A 21,508-nucleotide genomic window follows, 5' to 3' on the forward strand; every position below is an offset into this window, starting at 1 on the left:
GGCGTACGGCGCCGGAGCGGTTCGCGCTGAACGAGAACGCATCCGCATGCGGCGCACTGCCGCGCCGCATGCGCGATATCGAATCGATTTACCGGAGTGAATCAGTGAACAAAATCTCTCTTGCCCTGCTCGTGTCCGTGGCCTCCCTTGCCGCTTGCACGAGCGCGTCCGGGCCGACGTTCAATGCGTACGAACTGCAGCCGAGAAACGGCGTCCGGACGTTTCGCGTCGATTGTCACGGCATCCTGTCGAGCGAAAAGACCTGCATGAAGGTCGCGACGCGCATGTGCGACAAGGAGCCGGTTCGCCGGGTCGATTCGGAGGCGCCGTTCCGCGACGGCGCGGATCCGCGGTCGATCGAGTTCCAGTGCGGCGCGGCACCTGCAGCGCTTCCGGCGCCGGTGGTGGTGGCGCCGGTTGCCACGGAAAAGGTCAGCCTGACCGGCGATGCGTACTTCGCGACCGACTCCGCAACGCTGACGCTCGCCGCCCGCACGTCCCTCGACGCGTTGCTGAGCCGTCAGGCGGACCGGCATTTCTTGGCGGTGACGGTGACCGGCTATACCGACTCGGTCGGTTCGGATGCGCACAATCTCGCGCTGTCGCAGCGGCGGGCCGACGCAGTCGCGTCGTATCTGCGCGAGCATGGCCTGAAGGCCGATTCGGTCACGGCGACGGGCAGAGGGGAAGCCGATCCGGTGAGCACCAACGATACCGCCGAAGGGCGAGCGAGCAATCGACGCGTGGAGATTTCGCTGCAGAAGTAGCGGGAAGGGGCCGCGAGCGGAACCGGCGCAGGCGGCCGGCTTGCGGCCACATCCAGTTTCGGCGCGATGCGGGGCCCGCGCACCGGTGTTCAAGATCGGCGTCGTCGGTGGCGTCGGGCCGGCCGCGACGGTCGACTTCCTGGACAAGATCGTTCGAAACACGCCGGCTTCGCGCGATCAGGAGCACATCAAGCTGCTGGTCGATCCGACCGACGTGCTCGCTCGCCGATGCGTTGCGTACGCGACGGCTGCGGGTGCTTGAGCGGCCCCGCCGGCCATGCCGCGTTCAACGCAGCGGCCGGTGGATGCCGGATGTGTCGCGCCGTTCAAGCGGCGCACGCGTGGATCGGCCGGTGTCGGCCTGGTTCGATTGCGCGGCGACCGCGCGCGTGATGAAGCAGTGTCCGGAGGCGGACAAGCCGGGCGCACGGCTGCGCACGCCAGGTCAGTGTCTGAGCACGCAAACGGCCACGATTTCGTACCCGGGGTCGGCATGCACGTGCGCGGCCTTTTCCGCTTCCTCATACGAACCAAACGACGTGGCATCTTCAACCGCCGGCGCCATGCCGATATCGCCATCCTCGGCGGTGCACAGGAACTGCTCGCCGGTCTTCACGACGTAGACGGACAACATGATTCCCTCCATCGTTAGCAGGGGGAATTCCAGTCTAGCAGGCCAGAAACGGGGCACAGGCGGTTTGCAGCGCGCTTTTTCACGGGGTGGTTGCCGGTGGCGTTGCCGCATCGAATGTCGGTCCGGCGCGCGACAGGAACGGAAAGCCGTGCACAATACGCGCATGCAAACCGCAGACCTCGAACACCTCGTCACCGTCATCATGCCCTTTGGAAAGTACAAGGGTCGACTCATTGCCGACCTGCCCGGGCCATACCTCAACTGGCTGGCCCGTGAAGGGTTCCCGCGCGGTGAGATCGGCCGGCAGCTTGCGCTGATGCACGAAATCGATCACAACGGCCTGCGGGACTTGCTGGAGCCGTTGCGCAAACGCGGATAGCGTCGATCGGGGGCGAAACGCTTCGCATGCGGCATCGGTACTGGCCCGCATACACCTACCACCTCGCCGTTGCTGACATAGAATGAAAAGAGTAGTTGACGGCAAAAAGGGGTGCCAACATGAGACGCCTTTATTTCCTCGTACCCGATACGCAGATGGCCAAGGCAATCGTCGATGACCTATTGCGTGCGCGGATCATCTGGCGACATATCCACGTTCTCGCCGACCACAGCGTCACACTCGATCAGTTACCCGAAGCATCGTTGCTGCAAAGCAGCGATGTCGTGCATGCGCTGGAGCGCGGCGTCGCGCTTGGCGGCGCGGCGGGTGCGCTGATCGGCCTCGTCGCGCTGGTATTTCCCCCGGCGGAGCTCGTGATCGCAGGCGGCGCCGTCGTCGGGTTGACGTTGGCCGGAGCGGGTTTCGGGGCATGGACCGCCGCGATGATCGGCATCGCCGAGCCGAACGCGCGACTCCAGCGATTTCGCGAGGCCATACAGGAAGGCCAGATCCTGATCATGGCCGACGTGCCGGCATTGCGAGAGCAGGAAATCGAAGAGATGGTCGCCCAGCATTTTCCGAAGGCGGACCTGGAAGGCGCCGAGCCTACGACCCCGATCTTCCCCTGACGCGCGACAGCAAGCCGGCCTGCCCGATACCCGGGTTCATCGACACATGTCGTCGAGCGCATGGCCGCGGGCGGCGGGCGGGGGCGTTCGCACGTTGCGCGGGCAACCCGGCCCGCGCTTCCGAGTCGCGCAAGAGACGCAGGCCCGACGCGCGTGACGTCCTCGGCGCCGAAGCGCCGACGTCGAATCGTCGGCAAGGAGGTCGTATGGAACTGCACATTCAATCGCACCATTGGGAGCGTCGTACGCCGGACTGGGTCGCCGCCGCCGTGGCCGGTCTCGCAGGCGGTGCGCTGGTGATCGCGCTGGAATTCGTCTGGTCGACACTCGTGCTCGGCTCGAGCCCGTGGCAACCGACACACAAGATCGCGGCGATGGTGATGGGCCGCAGCGCGCTCGGCCAGATGACGCAATTCAACCTTGAAATCGTGGCGATGGCGCTGCTGCTGCACTACGTGCTCGGCGCGATCATGGGGATGATGCTTGCCGCGATCATGGCGCCGTTCCGCTTCGATTCGAGCGTGGGCATGGAAGCCGCCATCGGGCTGGCGTTCGGGATCGTCGCATATGGGTGGAACTTCTACGTCATGACGGCCGTGTTCCCGTGGTTCGTCTCCGAGCGGGGTTCCGGGCCCTTGCTGGCCAACCTGTTGTTCGGCGTGGTGGCGGCCATCACCTACGGCAGGCTGGAGCGAGTGCGCAAGCAGAACGCGGACGACTGACACATCGCGTTTCCCGCCGCGCCGAGCTTGTCCACGCAGCGTTCGCGGGAGACACGGAACCCGGTGTCGGCGGCTCCGGCGAGTGACATGCAACGAGGCGGCCTATGGCGCTTGCGATTGCCCTGATCCTGATCGTCATACTGGCGGTCGGGTTTCACTTTGCCAGTCCCTGGTGGATCACGCCGATTGCGTCGAACTGGGTGCGCATGGACGACATGCTGACGATCACGCTCGTCATTACCGGCGTGTTGTTCGTCGCAATCAACCTGTTCATCGCGATCGCCCTGGTGCGCTATCGCCATCGCAGCGGGCATCGCGCGGCCTACGAGCCGCACAACCGGAAGCTGGAGTGGTGGCTGATCGGCCTGACCGCCGCCGGCGTGGCGGCATTGCTGGCGCCCGGTCTCTTCGTCTACGCGGATTACGTCCGGCCGCCGCGCAATGTGCTGCAGATGGAAGTGCTGGGCCAGCAGTGGCAATGGCGCTTCCGCTTCGCCGGCCCCGGCGGCAAGCTGGGCACGACGGACGTACGCTACATCAGCAACGACAATCCCTTCGGGCTGAATCCCGCCGATCCCAATGGCCGCGACAACTACCTGATCGAGACGCCCGAGGTGCACCTGCCGCTCAACCGGCCGATCCAGGTCCTGACACGGTCGCGCGACGTGCTGCACGACTTCTACGTCCCGCCGTTCCGGGCGCGCATGAACATGGTGCCCGGCATGGTGACCACCTTCTGGTTCACGCCGACAAAGGCGGGGCGCTACGACATCCTGTGCGCGCAACTCTGCGGCATCGGGCACTCGAGCATGCGCGGTGTGGTGGTGGTGGAAGACGAGGCATCGTTCTCGCGCTGGCTGGCGCAGCAGACCACGTTCGCGCAACGGCAGCAGGCCAGGGTGCAGGCTGCGCCCGCCGCTGCCGGCGGCAGCGCCTTGGCACTGGCCGATCTGGGCAAGATGCTCGCGGCGGCCAAGGGCTGCGTCGCGTGCCATACCGTGGACGGCAGCCCGCGCGTGGGCCCGACCTGGAAAGGCCTGTACGGCAAGACCGAAACGATGTCCGACGGCAGCACCGCGAAGGTGGACGAAGCCTATCTGCGTGCGTTCATCCGCAATCCGACGGCTCGTGTCGTGAAGGGCTTCTCGCCGATCATGCCGCACTTCGACCTGAGCGACCAGGAACTGGCTGCGCTGGTCGCGTATATCGAAGCGCAAGGCGGGCCACCGCCCGCCAGTACCGCGGCCCGGCAGTAGCGGAGCAGAAACCATGACCTACGCGCACACCGACCACGCCCCGCACAGCTTCTGGACCCGCTATGTCTGGAGCCAGGACCACAAGGTCATCGCCGTGCAGTACGCGCTGACGGCCATCGCGATCGGCCTGGTCGGCCTCGTGTTGTCCGACCTGATGCGGCTGCAGCTCGGCTTTCCGGGCAAGTTCGCTTTCATCGACGCGAACCACTACTACCAGTTCGTCACGATGCACGGGATGATCATGGTGATCTACCTGCTGACGGCGCTGTTCCTGGGCGGCTTCGGCAACTACCTGATCCCGCTGATGCTGGGCGCGCGCGACATGGTGTTCCCGTTTCTCAACATGCTGAGCTACTGGGTCTACCTGCTGGCCGTGCTGGTGCTGGTGGTGAGTTTCTTCGTGCCGGGCGGGCCGACCGGCGCGGGCTGGACGCTGTATCCGCCGCAGGCGATCCTGCCGGGCACGCCGGGCGTGGAGTGGGGCATCGTGCTGATGCTCGTGTCGCTGGCGATCTTCATCGTCGCGGCGACGATGGGCGGCCTGAATTACGTGACCACCACGCTGCAGGCGCGCACGCGCGGCATGACGCTGATGCGCATGCCGCTCACGGTATGGGGCATCTTCATTGCGACCATCATGGCGCTGCTGGCATTTCCGGCGCTGTTCGTGTCTGCGGTGATGATGCTGCTCGACCGGACGCTCGGCACCAGTTTCTTCATCCCGGCCGTGGTGTCGATGGGGCAGACGCTCAAGCACGCCGGCGGCAGCCCGCTGCTGTTCCAGCACCTGTTCTGGTTCTTCGGGCATCCGGAGGTCTACATCGTCGCGCTGCCGGCCTTCGGCATTGCGTCGGACCTGATCAGCACGCATGCGCGCAAGAGCATCTTCGGCTACCGGATGATGGTGTGGGCGATCGTGATCATCGGCGCGCTGAGCTTCGTGGTCTGGGCGCACCACATGTTCATCGCCGGCATGAATCCGTATTTCGGCTTCTTCTTCGCGACGACCACGCTGATCATCGCCGTCCCGACCGCCCTCAAGGTCTACAACTGGGTGCTGACGCTGTGGCGCGGCGATATACACCTGACCGTGCCGATGCTGTTTGCGATCGGCTTCATCAGCACCTTCGTGCTGGGCGGGCTGACCGGGCTCTACCTCGGCAACGTGAGCGTGGACATCCCGCTGTCGAACACGTATTTCGTGGTCGCGCACTTCCATATGGTGATGGCCGTGTCGCCGATCCTGGTGGTGTTCGGCGGCCTCTACCACTGGTACCCGAAGGTGACGGGCCGCATGCTCGACGACACGCTCGGGCGCGCACACTTCTGGATCACCTTCGTCGGCACCTATGCGATCTACTTCCCGATGCACTATCTCGGGATTCTCGGTATGCCGCGACGCTATTACGCATATCAGGGCTACAGCTTCATTCCGCATTCGGCGCAGACGCTCAACACCTTCATCACCATCGTCGCGCTGATCGTCGCGGCGGCGCAGTTGCTGTTCCTGTTCAACCTGGCGTGGAGCCTCGTGCACGGCAAGCGTGCCGACGGCAATCCGTGGCGGGCCACCACGCTGGAGTGGCAGACACCGCAAACGCCGCCCGCGCACGGTAACTGGGGCGCCGCGCTGCCCGTGGTTTATCGCGGCGCATACGAATACAGTCCGCCGGGGCAAGAGGAAGACTTCGTGCCGCAAAACCAGCCGCCTGCGACGACGTCCGAACCACCGGCCCACCCCGCGCTTCATCCCGGCGAGGCACACGAATGACCACGCTGCCGCGCCCCTTCGTTCACGACGCGCCGCCGGGCTTGCCGAATGCGGGCCGTACCGGTCTGGTCGTCTTCATGGCGGTCGCCACGACGTTGTTTTCGCTGCTGCTGCTTGCCTATGCGATGCGCATGCGCGAGCCCGACTGGCAGCCGATTCCGCATCCGGCGCTGCTGTGGTGGAACACCGGCGCGCTGGCGCTGGCCAGCGTCGCCATGCAGCGTGCCCGGAAACTGACCGCGCATCGCACCACGTGGCTCGTGTGCGGCGGCGTGCTGGCGGCCGTGTTCGTGGCCGGGCAACTGACCGCGTGGCACATGCTGTCGGCGGCCGGGCAGGCCGTCGCCGCCAATCCGTCCGACAGCTTCCTCTACCTGCTTACCGGCCTGCACGGCGTGCACGTCCTGGGCGGGCTGGTGGCGTGGGCGGTGACGATCGCGCAGCTCAGGCGCGCGAACCCGTTCCGGGTGCAGCACGCCATCGCGCTGTGCGCGCTCTACTGGCATTTCCTGCTCGCGGTCTGGCTCGTGCTGCTGGCGGCGATGTGGTGGCTGACGCCCGGGATCGTCGCCGCCGTGTGCGGGCCGCTGTATGGAGCCGCGCCATGACCACACCCACGGTCCCCACCGGATCCGCGGCCGGGTCGCCCGCGGGCCCGCCCGCCGACGCTTCGCCGGCCGACACCCGGCCCGACGGCTGGCGCGGCGTCGTCACGGACTGGTCGGCCGACCGCGAAGCCTTCAAGGTGCCGTGGGGCAAGGCGATGATGTGGATCTTCCTGCTGTCGGACACCTTCGTCTTCAGCAGCTTCCTGATCGGCTACATGACGGTGCGCATCTCGACCACGGTGCCGTGGCCCGACACGTCGAAGGTGTTCGGGCTTTCGGTCGGCGGCCTGGATGTGCCGTTGCTGCTGATCGCCATCATGACGTTCATCCTGATCACCAGCAGCGGCACCATGGCGATGGCCGTCAACTTCGGCTACCGGCGCAACGCCCGGCGCGCCGGCATGCTGTTGCTCGCGACCGCGCTGCTGGGCGCGGCCTTCGTGTCGATGCAGGCTCTCGAATGGACCAAGCTGATCGTTCATGAAGGTATCCGTCCGTGGGGCAACCCGCTGGGCGCGGCGCAGTTCGGCGCGTGCTTCTTCACGATCACCGGGTTCCACGGCTTTCACGTGACCTGCGGCGTGATCTACCTGCTGCTGGTTGCACGCAAGATCATGCGGCCGGGGTTCATCGAGCACGGCAACTTCGAGATTGTCGAGATCGCCGGCCTGTACTGGCACTTCGTCGACCTGGTGTGGGTGTTCATCTTCGCGCTGTTCTATTTGTGGTGAGGCAGGCCATGGACCACACCGATCCCGCCGATCGTCCCGACGCCGCGCATGGCCAGCAGCATCCGATCGGCCTCTACCTGAAGATCTGGGGCCTGCTGTTCCTGCTGAGCACGATGTCGTACCTGGTCGATTACTTCCACGTGCAGGGCGTGCTGCGCTGGGTGCTGATCGTCGTGCTGATGATCGCCAAGGCCGGGCTGATCGTGTCGATCTTCATGCACATGATGTGGGAGCGGCTGGCGCTGGTGTACGCGATCCTGATTCCGCCGCTTTGCCTGCTGGTGCTCATGGTGCTGATGGCGGCCGAAGCGCATCACACGTTCGGGATGCGGGAGCTGTTTTTTCGCTGATTTCTTCGCCGGCCGCGCGTGTCGAGATTCACCTGACCCGGAACCGCTCGCACCGCTACGCCAGCGCGCTTCGGCGGTGAGGTTCATGCAGCGTTGAACCTGCGATTCGCTCACGTTCGAACCATCCGCATTCCGGCTCATTTGACGCGGAACTTCCCGGGCGACGTCCATCGATCACGCGATCACGTTTCGGTCGCTCGATTCGAAGGAGGGGGCGCGACGCCGGGCACGTAGGGAAATCCGGGTGCGTCGTCGATGAGTCGGGCGACGCGCCACGAACAGGCGATGCGATCGTTTCAGGGACGTTCCCGCGTCATCCACTTCATGGCGCTCCTCCTGTCCGGCCGTATGGGAGATTCGTGGTCGCACGGCTGACGGGTCAGTCGTCGTCCTCTTCGTCGTCGCCGGCCGGGCGGCTGCTGACGAGCTTGCCGTCATCGGCCAGAATCAGGCGCTGTTCCTGGTCGCCCTGCGCAATCGTGACGACATAGAGCGACCGGCCATTCTTCGCGCGCCGTTGAATCGTTTCGACGTGGCCGCCTTGCCGTTGCCGCTCGATCGTCGTTCTTACCGGCGCCGGCACTTGCTCGAGCGCGACGGTCTCACCGGAAGCCCGGTCGGGCGCGCCTCTTCCGCAACCGGACAGGACAATCGAGACGGCGATCGCCATGACGACAGACATCCATCCGCAGGGCCTTCGCATGGCCGCTCCTTTGAGTGGACGAGAATCCGTTCGACAACGCAGTGTCCGCCCCCGTGTACGCGGGTCAGTGATGGAGCAGCGGATACGCCACGAGGCCGACGAGGGCTGCAGCGGTCACGATCACCGGCTCCTGCAGCTTCTTGAAGCGCCATAGCAGCAGCACGGTTGCGAGCGCGAGCAGGGCGGTCGGGACGTCGACGATCGATCGCTTCGCGATGACGAGCACGGAGCCGGTGATCGCGCCGACGGCCGCGGCCGTGATACCGTCGACGAACGCCTTCACGCCGGGCCGGTGGCCGTACTTCTTTACGTACGGCGCGGGAATGACGGTGAACAGATAGCAAGGCAGGAACGTGCCGAGCGCGGCAACGCACGCGCCGGGAAAACCCGCCACGAGATACCCGATGAAGCCGACGGTGATCACGACCGGGCCGGGCGTGATCATCGCGACCGCAACGGCATCGACGAACTGTTTGTCGTTCAGCCAGTGATGCTCGGTGACGACGCCGCCGTACAGGAACGGCACGATCGCGAGTCCGGACCCGAATACGAATGTGCCCGCCTTCATGAAGAACGCGCCGATCTGAACGAGTTGCGGCAGATCGATGCCGCTCAGCAGTCCGCTGGCTGCCGGCAGGTTGGCGGCGGCCACGGCATTCAGTCCTCCCTTGTGCAGCCATTTGGGCGGTGCGCGCCAAAGCCAGCCGACCAGCCCGGCGACGATGAACAGCCACGCAATTTCCGATTCCGTGATGAAAGTCACGACGGCCAGCGTCACGAAGATGGCCCAGAGAAGTTTGTCGTGGCCGACGGTCCTCGTCGTGAGCTTGTATGCGCTCATCGCGATGATGCCGACCACCGCGGCGCCGACACCGTAGAACACGGCCTGCATCCACGACAACCCGCCGAAGTGCGCGTACGCGAAGCCGAGCGCGAGCACCATCACGAACGACGGGATGACGAACGCGAAGCCGACGAGCGTCGCACCGAGAATCCGGTAGTGGACGAAGCCGAGATAGATCGCGAGTTGCGCGGCCATCGGCCCCGGCGCGAGCTGGGCCAGCGTGAGCCCTTCCTTGTAGTCGGCTTCCGTGATCCAGCCGCGCCGCTCGACGAGGTCGCGACGCATGTAGCCCGCGAGCGCGACCGGTCCGCCGAATCCGAACGTACCGAGACGCAGCATGTAGCCGACCAGTTGGCCTAGCGAATAGGTCGGTTCGGTCGCGACGATAGCGGTGGTCATGGCTTGGCCTCGGTCCCGTTCCGGTCGTTCGACGCGAAATGCGCATGCAGGGCGTCGAGTACCGTGCCCATCTGTTCGAGCAGTTGATCGTCGTTGTCCGTACGTTGCCGCATGCCGGCCATCACGGCCTCGAAGCCGACCGCTTCCGGCGCGGTGGTGCCGCCCACATCGAGAGCGTGCACGATCTCGCCCAGCCGCATTAGCGCCGGATCCTGGTCGAGCCCGAAACTCGCGAGCAGCACTTCGAACGTCACGCGTTCGCCGACATGGGTGAACGTTGCGCCGTCGAAATCGAAGCCCAGCGCGTCAACCGGACAATCGGCTGGCGACGCCAGCCAGATGAAGCGCGCGTGCGCGTCGATGAAACGGCGGATCAGCCATGCGCTCGCGACGCGGTCGACCCACATGCGCTGACGTGTCGCCCACGCGCGGCCCTGATATGCATCGATCGCCAGCGGCCGGATCTCGCGGTCCGCAGCGTGCGGTTCGCCCGGCGACAGCACGGTGTCGACCAGCGCAACGAAATCCTGCAGCGCGACTTCGGCGCGAACTGCCGGGTCACCGGGGAAATAGTCGATCGCGCGGAGTGCGTCGAAATCCTTGCGCAGGCGGCGTAGCAGGCGGACGAGTTCAGTGGCGGATTGCCCGGCCACCGTCTTGCGCGCGTCGGCGAGCGTGCGGGCAAATGCCGCGTAGTCTTCGTCGCGATTGAAGAGCGCCCGGAATGCCTGCTCCTGTGATGTGTCGAGGCTCGGTGCGCGCAGCAGATAGGCCGTGCCGCCGCTTTCCTCGATGGCGTCGGCGAGTTCGCGCAACGTGCTTTCGTGTTCGTCCGTGTACGGAAGCAAGTAGATGCCGTCGCGTAGCACCGCGCAGCCCTTCGCCTTGAGCGCGCGCCAGAACCGCATGCGGGCCGTGGCGTTTTCCGTCGGCAGGGTAAGAACGAGAAGCGACCAGATCGAGATGGAATTCATGTAGAAGATTCTACGTAGATGTTGAGGTATCTACAAAGAAATTTTTGGACGCTTTCCGGAACGTATCGACTCGATGGTTCGGATCCGGTGACGGATGACCGGCGGGATGGATGGCCGAATCGGCATCCGGGGGCGTTGCGCTGGCAAGGGGGCGGCTTTCGAGTGGACGTTGTGCGCGATCCCGCCCCCACCCCCGCCCCCGTCACGCTTACGGTGTCACGGCCAGTACCGTGTGCATGCCTGCCGCATAGTGTCCGGGCTTGTTGCAAATCAGGACGTAGCGTCCGGGAGTGAGCCTGAATGACGCGGATTTGGTCTTGCCCGGCGCGATGTCCTCGACTTCCCCGATCTTGGTCAGTTTGTATTCGAGCACCTGTTCCTTGCTGACGGGCAGCGCGTTATCGTCAAGGTTCGTTTTGAACACGACGAGTTCGTGCTCCATGTTGTTGTTCGCGGTATTGGCGACGACAAGTTTGATGCGGCCAGCCTTCACGCTATGCGTTTCAAGCTTGATCGAGTTCGACAGCAAGGTCGCTTTGACCGATTGCTGAGCCCAGCCCGCATGCGAAATCGTGCAAAGCATGACAACGCCGGCAATTCGGTAGACAACACGCATGACAGCCCCCTTTGAATGAAAGTTGCGCAGGCGCGCTTCGAGCGATTGCGCTCGGCGGCTCCGGCGAGCACGAACGTGCCCCTGCCATGGCAACGGCACGGGTCTTTCAACAGCGTGGGATACGTGCAGTAAACGCGCGGCGCGGGCGACTTATTCCTGTCGATTTCGGCGTACTTGCCGCGATGGCGTCTGAACGTCACCCGCCGCGTTGCGCGGCACCGCGTGCGGTGTATTCAACCTGATAGGCAGGCATTGCATGTTGCTTGACGGCGCCATGGCAGGTGCCATGTGGGAGCGCATTGGGCTGTCGGCCATTTTCTTCGCTGGAGCGCCGTTGGTTTTCGTACGGCCATGCAGTTGCTGCTGCTCGCCGAGGTTCCGGCCGCCTGCCCATGACGTCCGCAGGGTCGTCATGGAAAACTGTATGAATATACAGTATAGTACCCGTCGAACTCGAGCCGCACAGGTGCAACCCTTGCGGCCCGTGGGCCGCGCCTGCGGGTATCCGCCGCAGCGTTCCGGCACCGTGAATTCCGGCTAACTCATTCAGACGGGCAGGCAAATTGTCATCCAGCAATCTGATCCGCATTCGCGGAGCACGTCAGCACAACCTCAAGAATCTCGACCTCGACCTGCGCACCGGCGAAATGACGGTCGTCACCGGCCCGTCGGGCTCGGGCAAGTCGAGTCTGGTGTTCGACACACTGTATGCGGAAGGGCAGCGGCGCTACGTCGAAACCTTCAGCGCGTACGCACGCCAGTTCCTCGACCGGATGGACCGCCCGCAGGTCGAGCGCGTCGACGGCGTGCCGCCCGCGATCGCGATCGACCAGACCAACCCGGTGCGCAGTTCGCGTTCGACCGTCGGCACGATGACCGAGCTGAACGATCACCTGAAGCTGCTGTACGCGCGCGCGGCCGAGCTGTTCGACCGCCAGACCGCGCGGCAGGTGCGGCACGACACGCCGGAGACGATCTACGCGGATCTCGTCGCACGCACGCTGGCGGACGATCCGCGTGTCGTCGTCACGTTCCCGGTCGAGCTGCCGGAGGCGGTGTCCGACGAGGAAATCGCGCAATGGCTGTCCGCGAGCGGTTACACGCGCGTGCAGGCGCAGCGCGAAGTCGCGTCGCCCACCGGGCCGCGCAAGGTGCTCGACGTGGTGGCCGACCGCTTCCGCGTGCAGCAGGCCGACAAGGTGCGCGTGGTCGAGGCGATCGAGGCGTCGCTGAAGCGTGGCGGCGGGCGCGTGAACGTGTACGTGCTGGCAGCGGAAGCGGAAAACGCGATTGCCGAGCCGCAGGTGTGGCGCTTCTCCACCGGGTTGCACGATCCCGACAGCGACCTGCGCTACGCGGAGCCGCAAGCGGCGCTGTTCTCGTTCAATTCGGCGTACGGCGCGTGCGAAACCTGCCGCGGCTTCGGCCGCGTGATCGGCGTCGATCTCGGCCTCGTGATTCCGGACGCGCGCAAGACGCTGCGCGGCGGCGCGATCAAGCCGATGCAGACGCCCGCGTGGAAAGAGTGCCAGGACGACCTGATGCGCTATGCGGCGAAGGCCGGCATCCGGCGCGACGTGGCGTGGTCCGAGCTGACCGATGCCGAACGCGACTGGGTCGTCAACGGTTCGCCGGACTGGAACGGCAAGTGGCAGAGCCAGTGGTACGGCGTGAAGCGCTTCTTCGGCTACCTCGAATCGAAAGCGTACAAGATGCACATCCGCGTGCTGCTGTCGAAATACCGCAGCTACACGCCGTGCGACGTGTGCGGCGGCGCGCGCCTGAAGACGGAATCGCTGCAGTGGCGGCTCGGCTCGAAAGAGAACGCCGACGGCGTGCTCGCGCCGGCCGATCGCTTTTTGCCGCGCGGCGTCGACTGGAGCCGCGCGCAGCTCGAAGCGCTGCCGGGCCTGACCGTGCACGACCTGATGTTGCTGCCGATCGAACGCATCCGTCGCTTCTTCGACGGCATCAGCCTGCCGAGCGCGCTGCTCGACGATGCGTTGAAACTGCTGCTTGCCGAAGTGCGCACGCGCCTGAAATACCTGTGCGACGTCGGGCTCGGCTACCTGACGCTCGACCGGCAGAGCCGCACGCTGTCGGGTGGCGAGGTGCAGCGGATCAACCTGACCACCGCGCTCGGCACGTCGCTGACCAAGACCCTGTTCGTCCTCGATGAACCGAGCATCGGGCTGCATCCGCGCGACCTGACGCGGATCGTCGAGGCGATGCAGCGGCTGCGCGACGCGGGCAATACGCTGGTCGTCGTCGAGCACGATCCGTCGGTGATGCTCGCGGCCGACCGGCTGATCGACATGGGGCCCGGCCCGGGCGAGCGCGGCGGTACGATCGTCTACGACGGCACGCCGTCCGACATCCGTTCGGCGCACACGCTGACGGGCGAGTATCTCGGCGGCCGCAAGCAGGTCGCGCATGCGTCGAACTGGGCGCGCCGCGTCGTCGACGCGAATACGCCGCGCATCGTGCTCGAAGGCGCGAGCGAACACAACCTGCGCGATGTGACGGTCGAGATTCCGCTGCAACGGCTCGTCTGCGTGACGGGTGTATCCGGTTCCGGCAAATCGACGCTGCTGCAGGACGTGCTCTATCCGGCGATGGCGCGGCACCACGGCAAGGCGACCGAGTCGCCGGGCGCGTACCGCAGCCTCACGGGCGCCGACCAGGTCGGCGACGTCGTGTTCGTCGACCAGTCGCCGATCGGCAAGACCACGCGCTCGAACCCGGCGAGCTACGTCGGCGCATTCGACGAGATCCGCAAGCTGTTTGCGAAGGCGCCGCTCGCGTTGCAGCGCGGCTACAGCGCCGGCACGTTCAGCTTCAACTCGGGCGACGGCCGTTGCCCGACCTGCGGCGGCTCGGGCTTCGAACACATCGAAATGCAGTTCCTGAGCGACGTTTACCTGCGCTGCCCGGACTGTGACGGCAGCCGCTACCGTGCCGAGATTCTCGAAGTGCGCATCGAGCGCAACGACCGCGCGCTGAACATCGCCGACGTGCTCGACCTGACCGTCAGCGAAGCGGCCGCATTTTTCGCGACCGATGCCGAGGTGCTGCGCGTGCTGCAGCCGATCGTCGACGTCGGCCTCGAATACGTGAAGCTCGGCCAGCCGGTGCCGACGCTGTCGGGCGGCGAGGCGCAGCGCCTGAAGCTCGCCGGCTTCCTCGCCGAATCCGCGGCGGCGGCCAACGGGCGCCGGGTGGCGACGGAAGAGGCGCGCATCGCGCGGGCGAAGCTGTTCATGTTCGACGAGCCGACCACCGGGCTGCACTTCGACGACATCGCGAAGCTGATGCAGGCGTTCGGCAAGCTGCTCGCGGCCGGCCATTCGCTGATCGTGATCGAGCACAACCTCGACGTGATCCGCGCGGCCGACTGGCTGATCGATCTCGGCCCGGAGGGCGGCGACGGCGGCGGCCTCGTGCTGTGCGCGGGCACGCCCGACGACGTGAAGGCCTGCGCCGAATCGCATACGGGCGTGGCGCTGCTGCAGTACGACCGCGCGATGGATGCCGAAGCGGCGCTCGCCGACGAAGGCAAGCCGCTGCAGGCCGTGCTGAACGCGGCGCGCGAGCGGCGCGCGATCGAAGGCGAGGACGTCGTGCGGATCGTCAACGCGCGCGAGCACAACCTGAAGGCACTCGACGTCGACATCCCGCACGGCAAGTTCAACGTGATCACCGGCGTATCGGGGTCCGGCAAGTCGACGCTCGCGTTCGACATCCTGTTCCACGAAGGCCAGCGCCGCTACCTCGAATCGCTGAACGCTTACGCACGCTCGATCGTGCAGCCGGCCGGCCGACCCGAGGTCGATGCGGTGTACGGCATTCCGCCGACCGTCGCGATCGAGCAGCGGCTGTCGCGCGGCGGGCGCAAGAGCACGGTCGCGACCACGTCCGAGGTGTGGCACTTCCTGCGGCTGCTGTACGTGAAACTCGGCCTGCAGCATTGCATCCACGACGGCACGCCGGTCACGTCGCAATCGGTCGAATCGATCGCCGCGCAGTTGCTGCGCGACCATCGTGGCGAACACGTCGGGCTGCTCGCGCCGCTCGTCGTCAACCGCAAGGGCGTGTACACGGATCTCGCGAAATGGGCGAAGGCGCGCGGCAGCACGCATCTGCGGGTCGACGGCGAGTTCGTGCCGGTCGATCCGTGGCCGAAGCTCGACCGCTTCCGCGAGCATACGATCGAGTTGCCGGTCGCCGATCTCGTCGTGTCGCCGGACAACGAAGCCGAATTGCGGCGCAGGCTCGACGAGACGCTCGAGCTCGGCAAGGGCGTGATGCACCTGCTCGCGCCGCTCGACGGGCTGCACGATGCGATGCAGGGCGACCGGTCGACCGCGCGCGTCGGCACGATCAAGGTGCTGTCGGTCAAGCGTGCGTGCCCGGTGTGCGGCACGAGCTACCCGGAGCTGGACCCGCGGATGTTCTCGTACAACAGCAAGCATGGCTGGTGCACGACCTGTGTCGGCACCGGCGTTACGCTCACGCGCGAACAGCGCGCCGCGTACGACGACACCGTGCTCGCCGGGGACGATCGCGGCCGCGAGCAGACGCTGCCGTCGGACGAGCAGGAGCCGGAAGGCGTCGGCAACGAGCCGTGTCCGGATTGCAACGGCACGCGGCTGAACCCGTCCGCGCGCGCGGTGACGTTCGACGCGCATCCGATCGTCGAGGTCGCGCAATGGACGGTGTCGGACACGCGCCGCTGGATCGACGGGCTCGAACTCACCGGGCGCGATGCGCAGATCGCACGCGACATCGTCAGCGAGATCGGCAGCCGCCTCGCGTTTCTCGAGGAAGTCGGGCTCGGTTACCTGAGCCTCGATCGCGCGGCGCCGAGCCTGTCGGGCGGCGAAGCGCAGCGGATCCGGCTTGCCGCGCAGCTCGGCAGCAACCTGCAGGGCGTCTGCTACGTACTCGACGAGCCGACGATCGGCCTGCATCCGCGCGACAACCAGATCCTGCTCGATGCGCTGCGCAAGCTCGGCGACAAGGGCAACACGCTCGTCGTCGTCGAGCATGACGAGGACACGATCCGCCGCGCCGATCACATCATCGACGTCGGCCCGGGCGCCGGCAAGCGTGGCGGCACGCTGGTCGCGCAGGGCGCGGTCGCCGATCTCGCCGCGCAGGCCGATTCGGTCACGGGCCGGCTGCTCGCGCAGCCGATGACACACCCGCTGCAGCCGCGCCGCGGCGTGAGCCTGCCGGGCAAGAAGGGCGGCGCGGCCGTGCCGGAAGCGTGGCTGACGGTGCACGGTGCGCGGCTGCACAACCTGCGTGACGTGACGGTCGGCATTCCGCTCGCGCGGCTCGTCGCGGTGACGGGCGTCAGCGGTTCGGGCAAGTCGACGCTCGCGCGCGACGTGCTGATGACGAACCTGCTCGACGCGGTCGGCCGCTCGGTGCTGTCGTCACCGGCCACGCGGCGCGCGCGCAAGGCCGTGCAGCAGGACGCGCCAGCCACCAACCGCCGTTCGAGCGTGCTCGCACGCAGCGCGCCGCGGCCGTCGCTGAACGTCACGCATGCGTGGCAGGGCTGCGAATCGCTGAGCGGCTGGGAGCAGATCGATCGCGTGCTCGAAGTCGACCAGACGCCGATCGGCAAGACGCCGCGTTCGTGCCCGGCCACCTATATCGGCGTGTGGGACACGATCCGCAAGCTGTTCGCCGATACGCTGGAGGCGCGTGCGCGCGGCTATACGGCGTCGCGGTTCTCGTTCAATACGGGCGACGGGCGTTGCCCCGCGTGCGAAGGGCAAGGCGTGCGCACGATCGGCATGAGCTTCCTGCCCGACGTGAAGGTGCCGTGCGACGTATGCCACGGGCAGCGCTTCAACCCGGAGACGCTCGCCGTCACGTGGCGCGGCCGGAACATCGGCGACGTGCTGACGATGGAGATCGACGAGGCGGTGGAATTCTTCGCGCCGATCTCGAACATCGCGCATCCGTTGCAGCTGATGAAGGATGTCGGGCTCGGCTACCTGACGCTCGGCCAGCCTTCGCCGACGTTGTCCGGCGGCGAGGCGCAGCGCATCAAGCTCGTCACCGAACTCACGAAGGTGCGCGACGACATCACGCGGCGCGGGCAGAAGGCGCCGCATACGCTGTACGTGCTGGACGAACCGACGGTAGGCCTGCACATGGCGGACGTCGCGAAGCTGATCCGCGTGTTGCACCGGCTCGTCGATGCGGGGCACAGTGTCGTCGTGATCGAGCATGATCTCGACGTGATCGCGGAAGCCGACTGGATCATCGATCTCGGGCCGGAAGGCGGCGTGGGCGGCGGCACGATCGTCGCGGCGGCGCCGCCCGAAGCACTCGTGAAGGTGAGCGCGAGCCATACGGGGCAGGCGCTGAAGCCGGTGCTGGCGCGTACGGCCAGCGAAGACGTTGAAGCGGAGCAGCAGGGCGCGGCACGGGTCGGCTGAACGCGTTGTATCCGGCGAGCGGCTCCGGTGCCACGAGCGGCATCGGGGCCGCGCCTGTTTCATCATTCAGGTCGCTGCGCTCATTCCCCCTTCACGCCGATCGTCTCGATGATGGTCTCCAGTTGCGGGCTCATCGGCAGGTTGAGACTCAAGCCCGACGGAAGCGGGCGCAGGAACCAGCGCTTGTACTGACGCGCGATCTCGCCGTCGGTGGCCAGTTCCTGGAACGTGCTTTTCACGACCTGAGCGAGCTGCGGATCGTCCTTGCGGAACATGATGCCGTACGGGTCGTAGGACAGGAAGTCGCCCACCACGTCGTACTGGCCGCCCTTGCTCGCATTCTCGGCAATCAGGCCGTACAGCAGTACGTCGTCCGTCGCGAACGCGTCGGCGCCGCCGTTCGCGACGAGCGCGAAGCCCTGCGCATGGTCCGGCACCACCTGTAGCTGGATCCCGAGCCTGAACCGGTCGTTCAGGTCGCGCAGCGCCTTCTCGTTGGTCGTACCGGCCGTCACCGCGACTTTCCTGCCCGCGAGATCGCGGAACGAGCGGATCGGCGCGCCGCGTTTCACCATCACCTTCGTGCCGGCCACGAAGAAGATCGGCGAGAACGCCACGCGCTTCTGGCGCTCCAGGTTGCTCGTCGTGGAGCCGCATTCCAGATCGATCTTGCCGCTGACCACCGCGTCGATACGGTTGTCGGACGTGACCGGCACCCAGCGGATCGTCAGGCTCTTGTTGATCGCATCCTCGATCGACGACACGAGCGCCTTGCACAGCTCGATCGAATAGCCGATCGGCTGGTTGCGCGCATTCAGGTACGAGAACGGGATCGACGCGTCGCGATAGCCGAGCGCGATCGTGCCGCTGCCGCGCACCTTCGCGAGCGTGCCGGTCAGTTGGGCCGGCGCGAACGGCTCGACGCGCGGCAGCGTCGACGGCGCGTCTTCCGCGCGCGAGGTCGCGCCCGTGGCGAGCAGGCCCGCGAGCGCGAGCGCACGCCAGAATCGCTGCATCTTCATCGCCGGGCCTCCGTCAGACTTGCGTCGGATGTGCGATTGACGCTTCCTGTTCCGCTTCGATGCGCGCCGCGTTGGCTTCGGCTTCCGCTTCCGACAGGAGCTGGCCTTCCCACTTCGCGACCACCGCGCTCGCGATCGAGTTGCCCACCGCATTGGTGGCCGAGCGGCCCATGTCGAGGAACGTGTCGACGCCGAGAATCAGCAGCAGCCCGGCCTCCGGCAGCCCGAACTGGTGCAGCGTGGCCGCGATCACGACGAGCGAGGCGCGCGGCACGCCGGCCATCCCCTTCGACGTGAGCATCAGCACGAGCAGCATCGTGATCTGCGTGCCCAGCGACAGGTGCATGTTGTACGCCTGCGCGATGAATAGCGACGCGAACGTGCAGTACATCATCGACCCGTCGAGGTTGAACGAATAGCCCATCGGCATCACGAAGCTCGAGATCTTGCGCTTCACGCCGAAACGGTCGAGCGCGTCGAGGATCTTCGGGTACGCGGCTTCGGAGCTGGCCGTCGCGAACGACAGCATGAATGCTTCCTTGATCAGCACCAGCAGCTTGAACACCCGCGGCCCGAGGAACACCAGCCCGGCACACACGAGCAAGCCCCAGAGCAGGAACAGGCTGACGTAGAAGTCGCCCATGAACACCGCGAACTTCAGCAGTACCGACAGCCCGTTGACCGCGACGGTGGCGGCCATCGCGGCCATCACCGCGAGCGGCGCGAGCTTCATCACGTAGCCGGTGATCTTGAGCATCACGTGCGACAACTGGTCGATCGCGGCGATGAGGACCTTGCCGCGATCGCCGAGCGCGGCGAGCGCGACGCCGAAGAACATCGAGAACACGACGATCTGCAGGATTTCGTTATTGCTCATCGCCTCGGCGAACGACCTCGGCACCATGTGGCCGACGAAATCCTTCAGCGTGAACTTGGACGTCGCGAGGTTCGCGGATGCGCCGATGTCCGGCAGCGGCAAGCCGAGATTGTCGCCGGGTCGCAGCAGGTTCGCCATCAGCAGCCCGAGCAGCAGCGAGACCAGCGACGCGGTGATGAACCAGGTAATCGATTTCGCGAACACGCGCCCGACCGAGGCCGCGTCGCCCATGTGCGCGATGCCGACGACCAGCGTGGAGAAGACGAGCGGCCCGATCACCATCTTGATCAGGCGCAGGAACACGTCGGAGACGAGCGAGATGTATCCGGCGACTTCGGCGGCGGCCTTCTTGTCCGGAAAGCTCGTGAAGACCATGTAGCCGATCGCGATGCCTGCCACCATCGCGATCAGGATCCAGACGGCTGCAGCATTCTTTTTTCGCATCGTAAGCCTCCCATTCAGCGGTTTCGCAATCGGGGATGGGAGGACGATACAGGACCAGAATGGCGATGAACAGTGCGACCGGGTTCGGGTTTGCGCTAGCGCCCGGTCACGCTGATCGTGGCGGCGGCGATGGCGCCGGTGGCGCTTCGGGCATGATTCGTGCCCGAAGCCGGCGCAACCCGATGCCGCTTTGTGCGGAGCAGCACACTGGCGGTTCGACGTTCGTGACGTTGCCGTGACGGCGGCTCGTTGGCGTCGGAATGTGCGTAGCGAAGCCGCCGGCGCGTCGCGTCAAGGTGATTCGGTTCAATCCTGAATGCGCAGCACGTGATCGATGACGCTGAAGCGCGGTGCGGATCTCGCCGCTCCATTGTCATGCGCCGGACGATATCGCGCGATTCGTCGCGATTACCGACGCGCTTGCGGCGCAGCGCTGATCGGCGAGACGGCCCCGATCATCCGGGCCGTCTCGCATCCAGCGCGGTTGTCGATCAGCCTGCCGGCGCGACGGATGCACCCGTGATGCCGTGCCGGCGCAGCGAATCGGCGACGAAACCCGACGCCTTCATCTCCTCGACGAAATCGTTCAACACCGCTGCGGCTGCTTCGCCGCGGCTCTTCGGCACGCCCATCGCCTGCCGGATCACCATGAAGCGCTCGTCGAGCAGGCGCAGGCCGGTCGTTTTCGCGGCGTCGGCTTCGAGTTGCTGCTTCACGCCGGCGGCGACTTCCAGCGTTTGTTCGAGAAACGTCGGCACGACGGCCGGCGACGTCGGCGCGCGCACGATCTGCGCGGCTTTCAGTTCGCGGGTGAGGAACAGGTCGTACGCGCTGCCCTTGCCGACGACCACGCGGTTGTGCGGCTGATCGACGTCGTCGTTGGTGCGGATCGGCGAAGCGTCGGGCACGAGATAGAAGCCTTCGATCAGTACGTACGGTGCGGTGAACGCGACCGTTTCGCCGCGCAGCGGATCGACCGCGAAGAATCCGAAATCGGCGCGTTCCTCGGTCAGCGCCTGTACCGATTTGCCGGCGGCATCGAATACGACGAGTTCGAGTTCGACCGACAGGCGCTCGGCGAATGCGCGCGCGAGATCGATCGATACGCCGAACGGTTCGCCGCTCGCGGGATCGCGGTTCGCGAGGATCGGGTTGCCGAGGTTGATCGACGCGCGGAGCTTGCCGGTGGGGGTGAAGGCGGAGCGGACGGAAGGGGCGATGGGCATGATCAGGTTCGTGGAAGGCGTAGGGGCAGCAGGGCGATCGTGGACACGCAACGGCGTGTCGATGTCGAGCTTATCACCAGGACGTCGGGGGACGCGTG

General features: G+C 66.1%; 19 protein-coding genes. 11 read left to right on the top strand and 8 right to left on the bottom strand.

Translation table 11 applies throughout. The annotated features are described in order from the left end of the window. Nucleotides 1-104: 104 nt before the first annotated feature. Nucleotides 105-767, top strand: a complete 663-nt coding sequence (locus U5809_RS01270; protein WP_322085436.1) for an OmpA family protein — start codon at nt 105-107, stop codon at nt 765-767. Nucleotides 768-852: 85 nt separating this feature from the next. Beyond that, nucleotides 853-1,029 (top strand): hypothetical protein, encoded by a 177-nt coding sequence (locus U5809_RS01275; RefSeq protein ID WP_415877926.1) that lies wholly within the window; start codon nt 853-855, stop codon nt 1,027-1,029. 183 nt (nt 1,030-1,212) lie between these two features. Here U5809_RS01275 and U5809_RS01280 read toward each other — a convergent pair whose 3' ends face one another. Continuing rightward, nucleotides 1,213-1,401 (bottom strand): hypothetical protein, encoded by a 189-nt coding sequence (locus tag U5809_RS01280; protein ID WP_175952373.1) that lies wholly within the window; start codon nt 1,399-1,401, stop codon nt 1,213-1,215. A gap of 163 nt (nt 1,402-1,564) precedes the next feature. Between U5809_RS01280 and U5809_RS01285 the strand changes: the two genes are divergently transcribed. The 8 genes from U5809_RS01285 (at nt 1,565) to U5809_RS01320 (ending at nt 7,847) form a co-directional block, all read left to right on the top strand. Further along, nucleotides 1,565-1,780, top strand: a complete 216-nt coding sequence (locus tag U5809_RS01285; protein WP_282511803.1) for a DUF3820 family protein — start codon at nt 1,565-1,567, stop codon at nt 1,778-1,780. A gap of 119 nt (nt 1,781-1,899) precedes the next feature. Further along, complete coding sequence (locus tag U5809_RS01290) at nt 1,900-2,409, top strand: hypothetical protein (protein ID WP_043184322.1); 510 nt, start codon at nt 1,900-1,902, stop codon at nt 2,407-2,409. 206 nt (nt 2,410-2,615) lie between these two features. Further along, on the top strand, nt 2,616-3,131 hold the full coding sequence (locus U5809_RS01295; protein ID WP_322085148.1) for a hypothetical protein: 516 nt from the start codon (nt 2,616-2,618) through the stop codon (nt 3,129-3,131). 104 nt (nt 3,132-3,235) lie between these two features. Next, the gene (locus tag U5809_RS01300; RefSeq protein WP_322085149.1) at nt 3,236-4,387 is read left to right on the top strand and encodes a c-type cytochrome; all 1,152 of its coding nucleotides are present in this window, start codon (nt 3,236-3,238) and stop codon (nt 4,385-4,387) included. Between the two features lie 13 nt (nt 4,388-4,400). After that, nucleotides 4,401-6,158, top strand: a complete 1,758-nt coding sequence (ctaD, locus tag U5809_RS01305; RefSeq protein WP_322085150.1) for a cytochrome c oxidase subunit I — start codon at nt 4,401-4,403, stop codon at nt 6,156-6,158. Beyond that, complete coding sequence (locus U5809_RS01310; RefSeq protein ID WP_322085151.1) at nt 6,155-6,766, top strand: cytochrome c oxidase subunit 3; 612 nt, start codon at nt 6,155-6,157, stop codon at nt 6,764-6,766. Before ctaD ends, U5809_RS01310 begins: the two co-directional genes overlap by 4 nt. Further along, nucleotides 6,763-7,497 (top strand): heme-copper oxidase subunit III family protein, encoded by a 735-nt coding sequence (locus U5809_RS01315; RefSeq protein WP_322085152.1) that lies wholly within the window; start codon nt 6,763-6,765, stop codon nt 7,495-7,497. The genes U5809_RS01310 and U5809_RS01315 overlap by 4 nt, the downstream gene beginning before the upstream one ends. A gap of 8 nt (nt 7,498-7,505) precedes the next feature. Next, nucleotides 7,506-7,847, top strand: a complete 342-nt coding sequence (locus tag U5809_RS01320; RefSeq protein WP_322085153.1) for a cytochrome C oxidase subunit IV family protein — start codon at nt 7,506-7,508, stop codon at nt 7,845-7,847. A 379-nt stretch (nt 7,848-8,226) separates the two neighbouring features. Here U5809_RS01320 and U5809_RS01330 read toward each other — a convergent pair whose 3' ends face one another. From U5809_RS01330 to U5809_RS01345, 4 genes are all read right to left on the bottom strand, one after another. After that, nucleotides 8,227-8,517 (bottom strand): hypothetical protein, encoded by a 291-nt coding sequence (locus U5809_RS01330; protein WP_322085154.1) that lies wholly within the window; start codon nt 8,515-8,517, stop codon nt 8,227-8,229. Between the two features lie 97 nt (nt 8,518-8,614). Further along, complete coding sequence (locus U5809_RS01335; RefSeq protein WP_322085155.1) at nt 8,615-9,793, bottom strand: chromate transporter; 1,179 nt, start codon at nt 9,791-9,793, stop codon at nt 8,615-8,617. Then, complete coding sequence (locus tag U5809_RS01340) at nt 9,790-10,767, bottom strand: chromate resistance protein ChrB domain-containing protein (protein ID WP_322085156.1); 978 nt, start codon at nt 10,765-10,767, stop codon at nt 9,790-9,792. Before U5809_RS01340 ends, U5809_RS01335 begins: the two co-directional genes overlap by 4 nt. A gap of 208 nt (nt 10,768-10,975) precedes the next feature. Beyond that, complete coding sequence (locus U5809_RS01345; RefSeq protein WP_322085157.1) at nt 10,976-11,383, bottom strand: plastocyanin/azurin family copper-binding protein; 408 nt, start codon at nt 11,381-11,383, stop codon at nt 10,976-10,978. A 563-nt stretch (nt 11,384-11,946) separates the two neighbouring features. On the opposite strand from U5809_RS01345, the gene uvrA reads away from it, so the two are divergent. Next, nucleotides 11,947-17,841, top strand: coding sequence for an excinuclease ABC subunit UvrA (gene uvrA / locus U5809_RS01355; protein ID WP_322085158.1), 5,895 nt, complete (start codon nt 11,947-11,949; stop codon nt 17,839-17,841). 80 nt (nt 17,842-17,921) lie between these two features. Here the strand turns inward: uvrA and U5809_RS01360 are convergent, their stop codons facing one another. The 3 genes from U5809_RS01360 to U5809_RS01370 form a co-directional block, all read right to left on the bottom strand. Further along, complete coding sequence (locus U5809_RS01360; protein WP_322085159.1) at nt 17,922-18,863, bottom strand: amino acid ABC transporter substrate-binding protein; 942 nt, start codon at nt 18,861-18,863, stop codon at nt 17,922-17,924. Between the two features lie 13 nt (nt 18,864-18,876). Further along, complete coding sequence (locus U5809_RS01365; protein ID WP_176046482.1) at nt 18,877-20,184, bottom strand: dicarboxylate/amino acid:cation symporter; 1,308 nt, start codon at nt 20,182-20,184, stop codon at nt 18,877-18,879. 491 nt (nt 20,185-20,675) lie between these two features. Next, complete coding sequence (locus U5809_RS01370; RefSeq protein WP_322085160.1) at nt 20,676-21,410, bottom strand: ABC transporter substrate-binding protein; 735 nt, start codon at nt 21,408-21,410, stop codon at nt 20,676-20,678. Between the last annotated feature and the right edge of the window lie 98 nt (nt 21,411-21,508).

The organism is Burkholderia sp. BCC1999 (assembly GCF_905339975.1).
Lineage (GTDB): Bacteria > Pseudomonadota > Gammaproteobacteria > Burkholderiales > Burkholderiaceae > Burkholderia.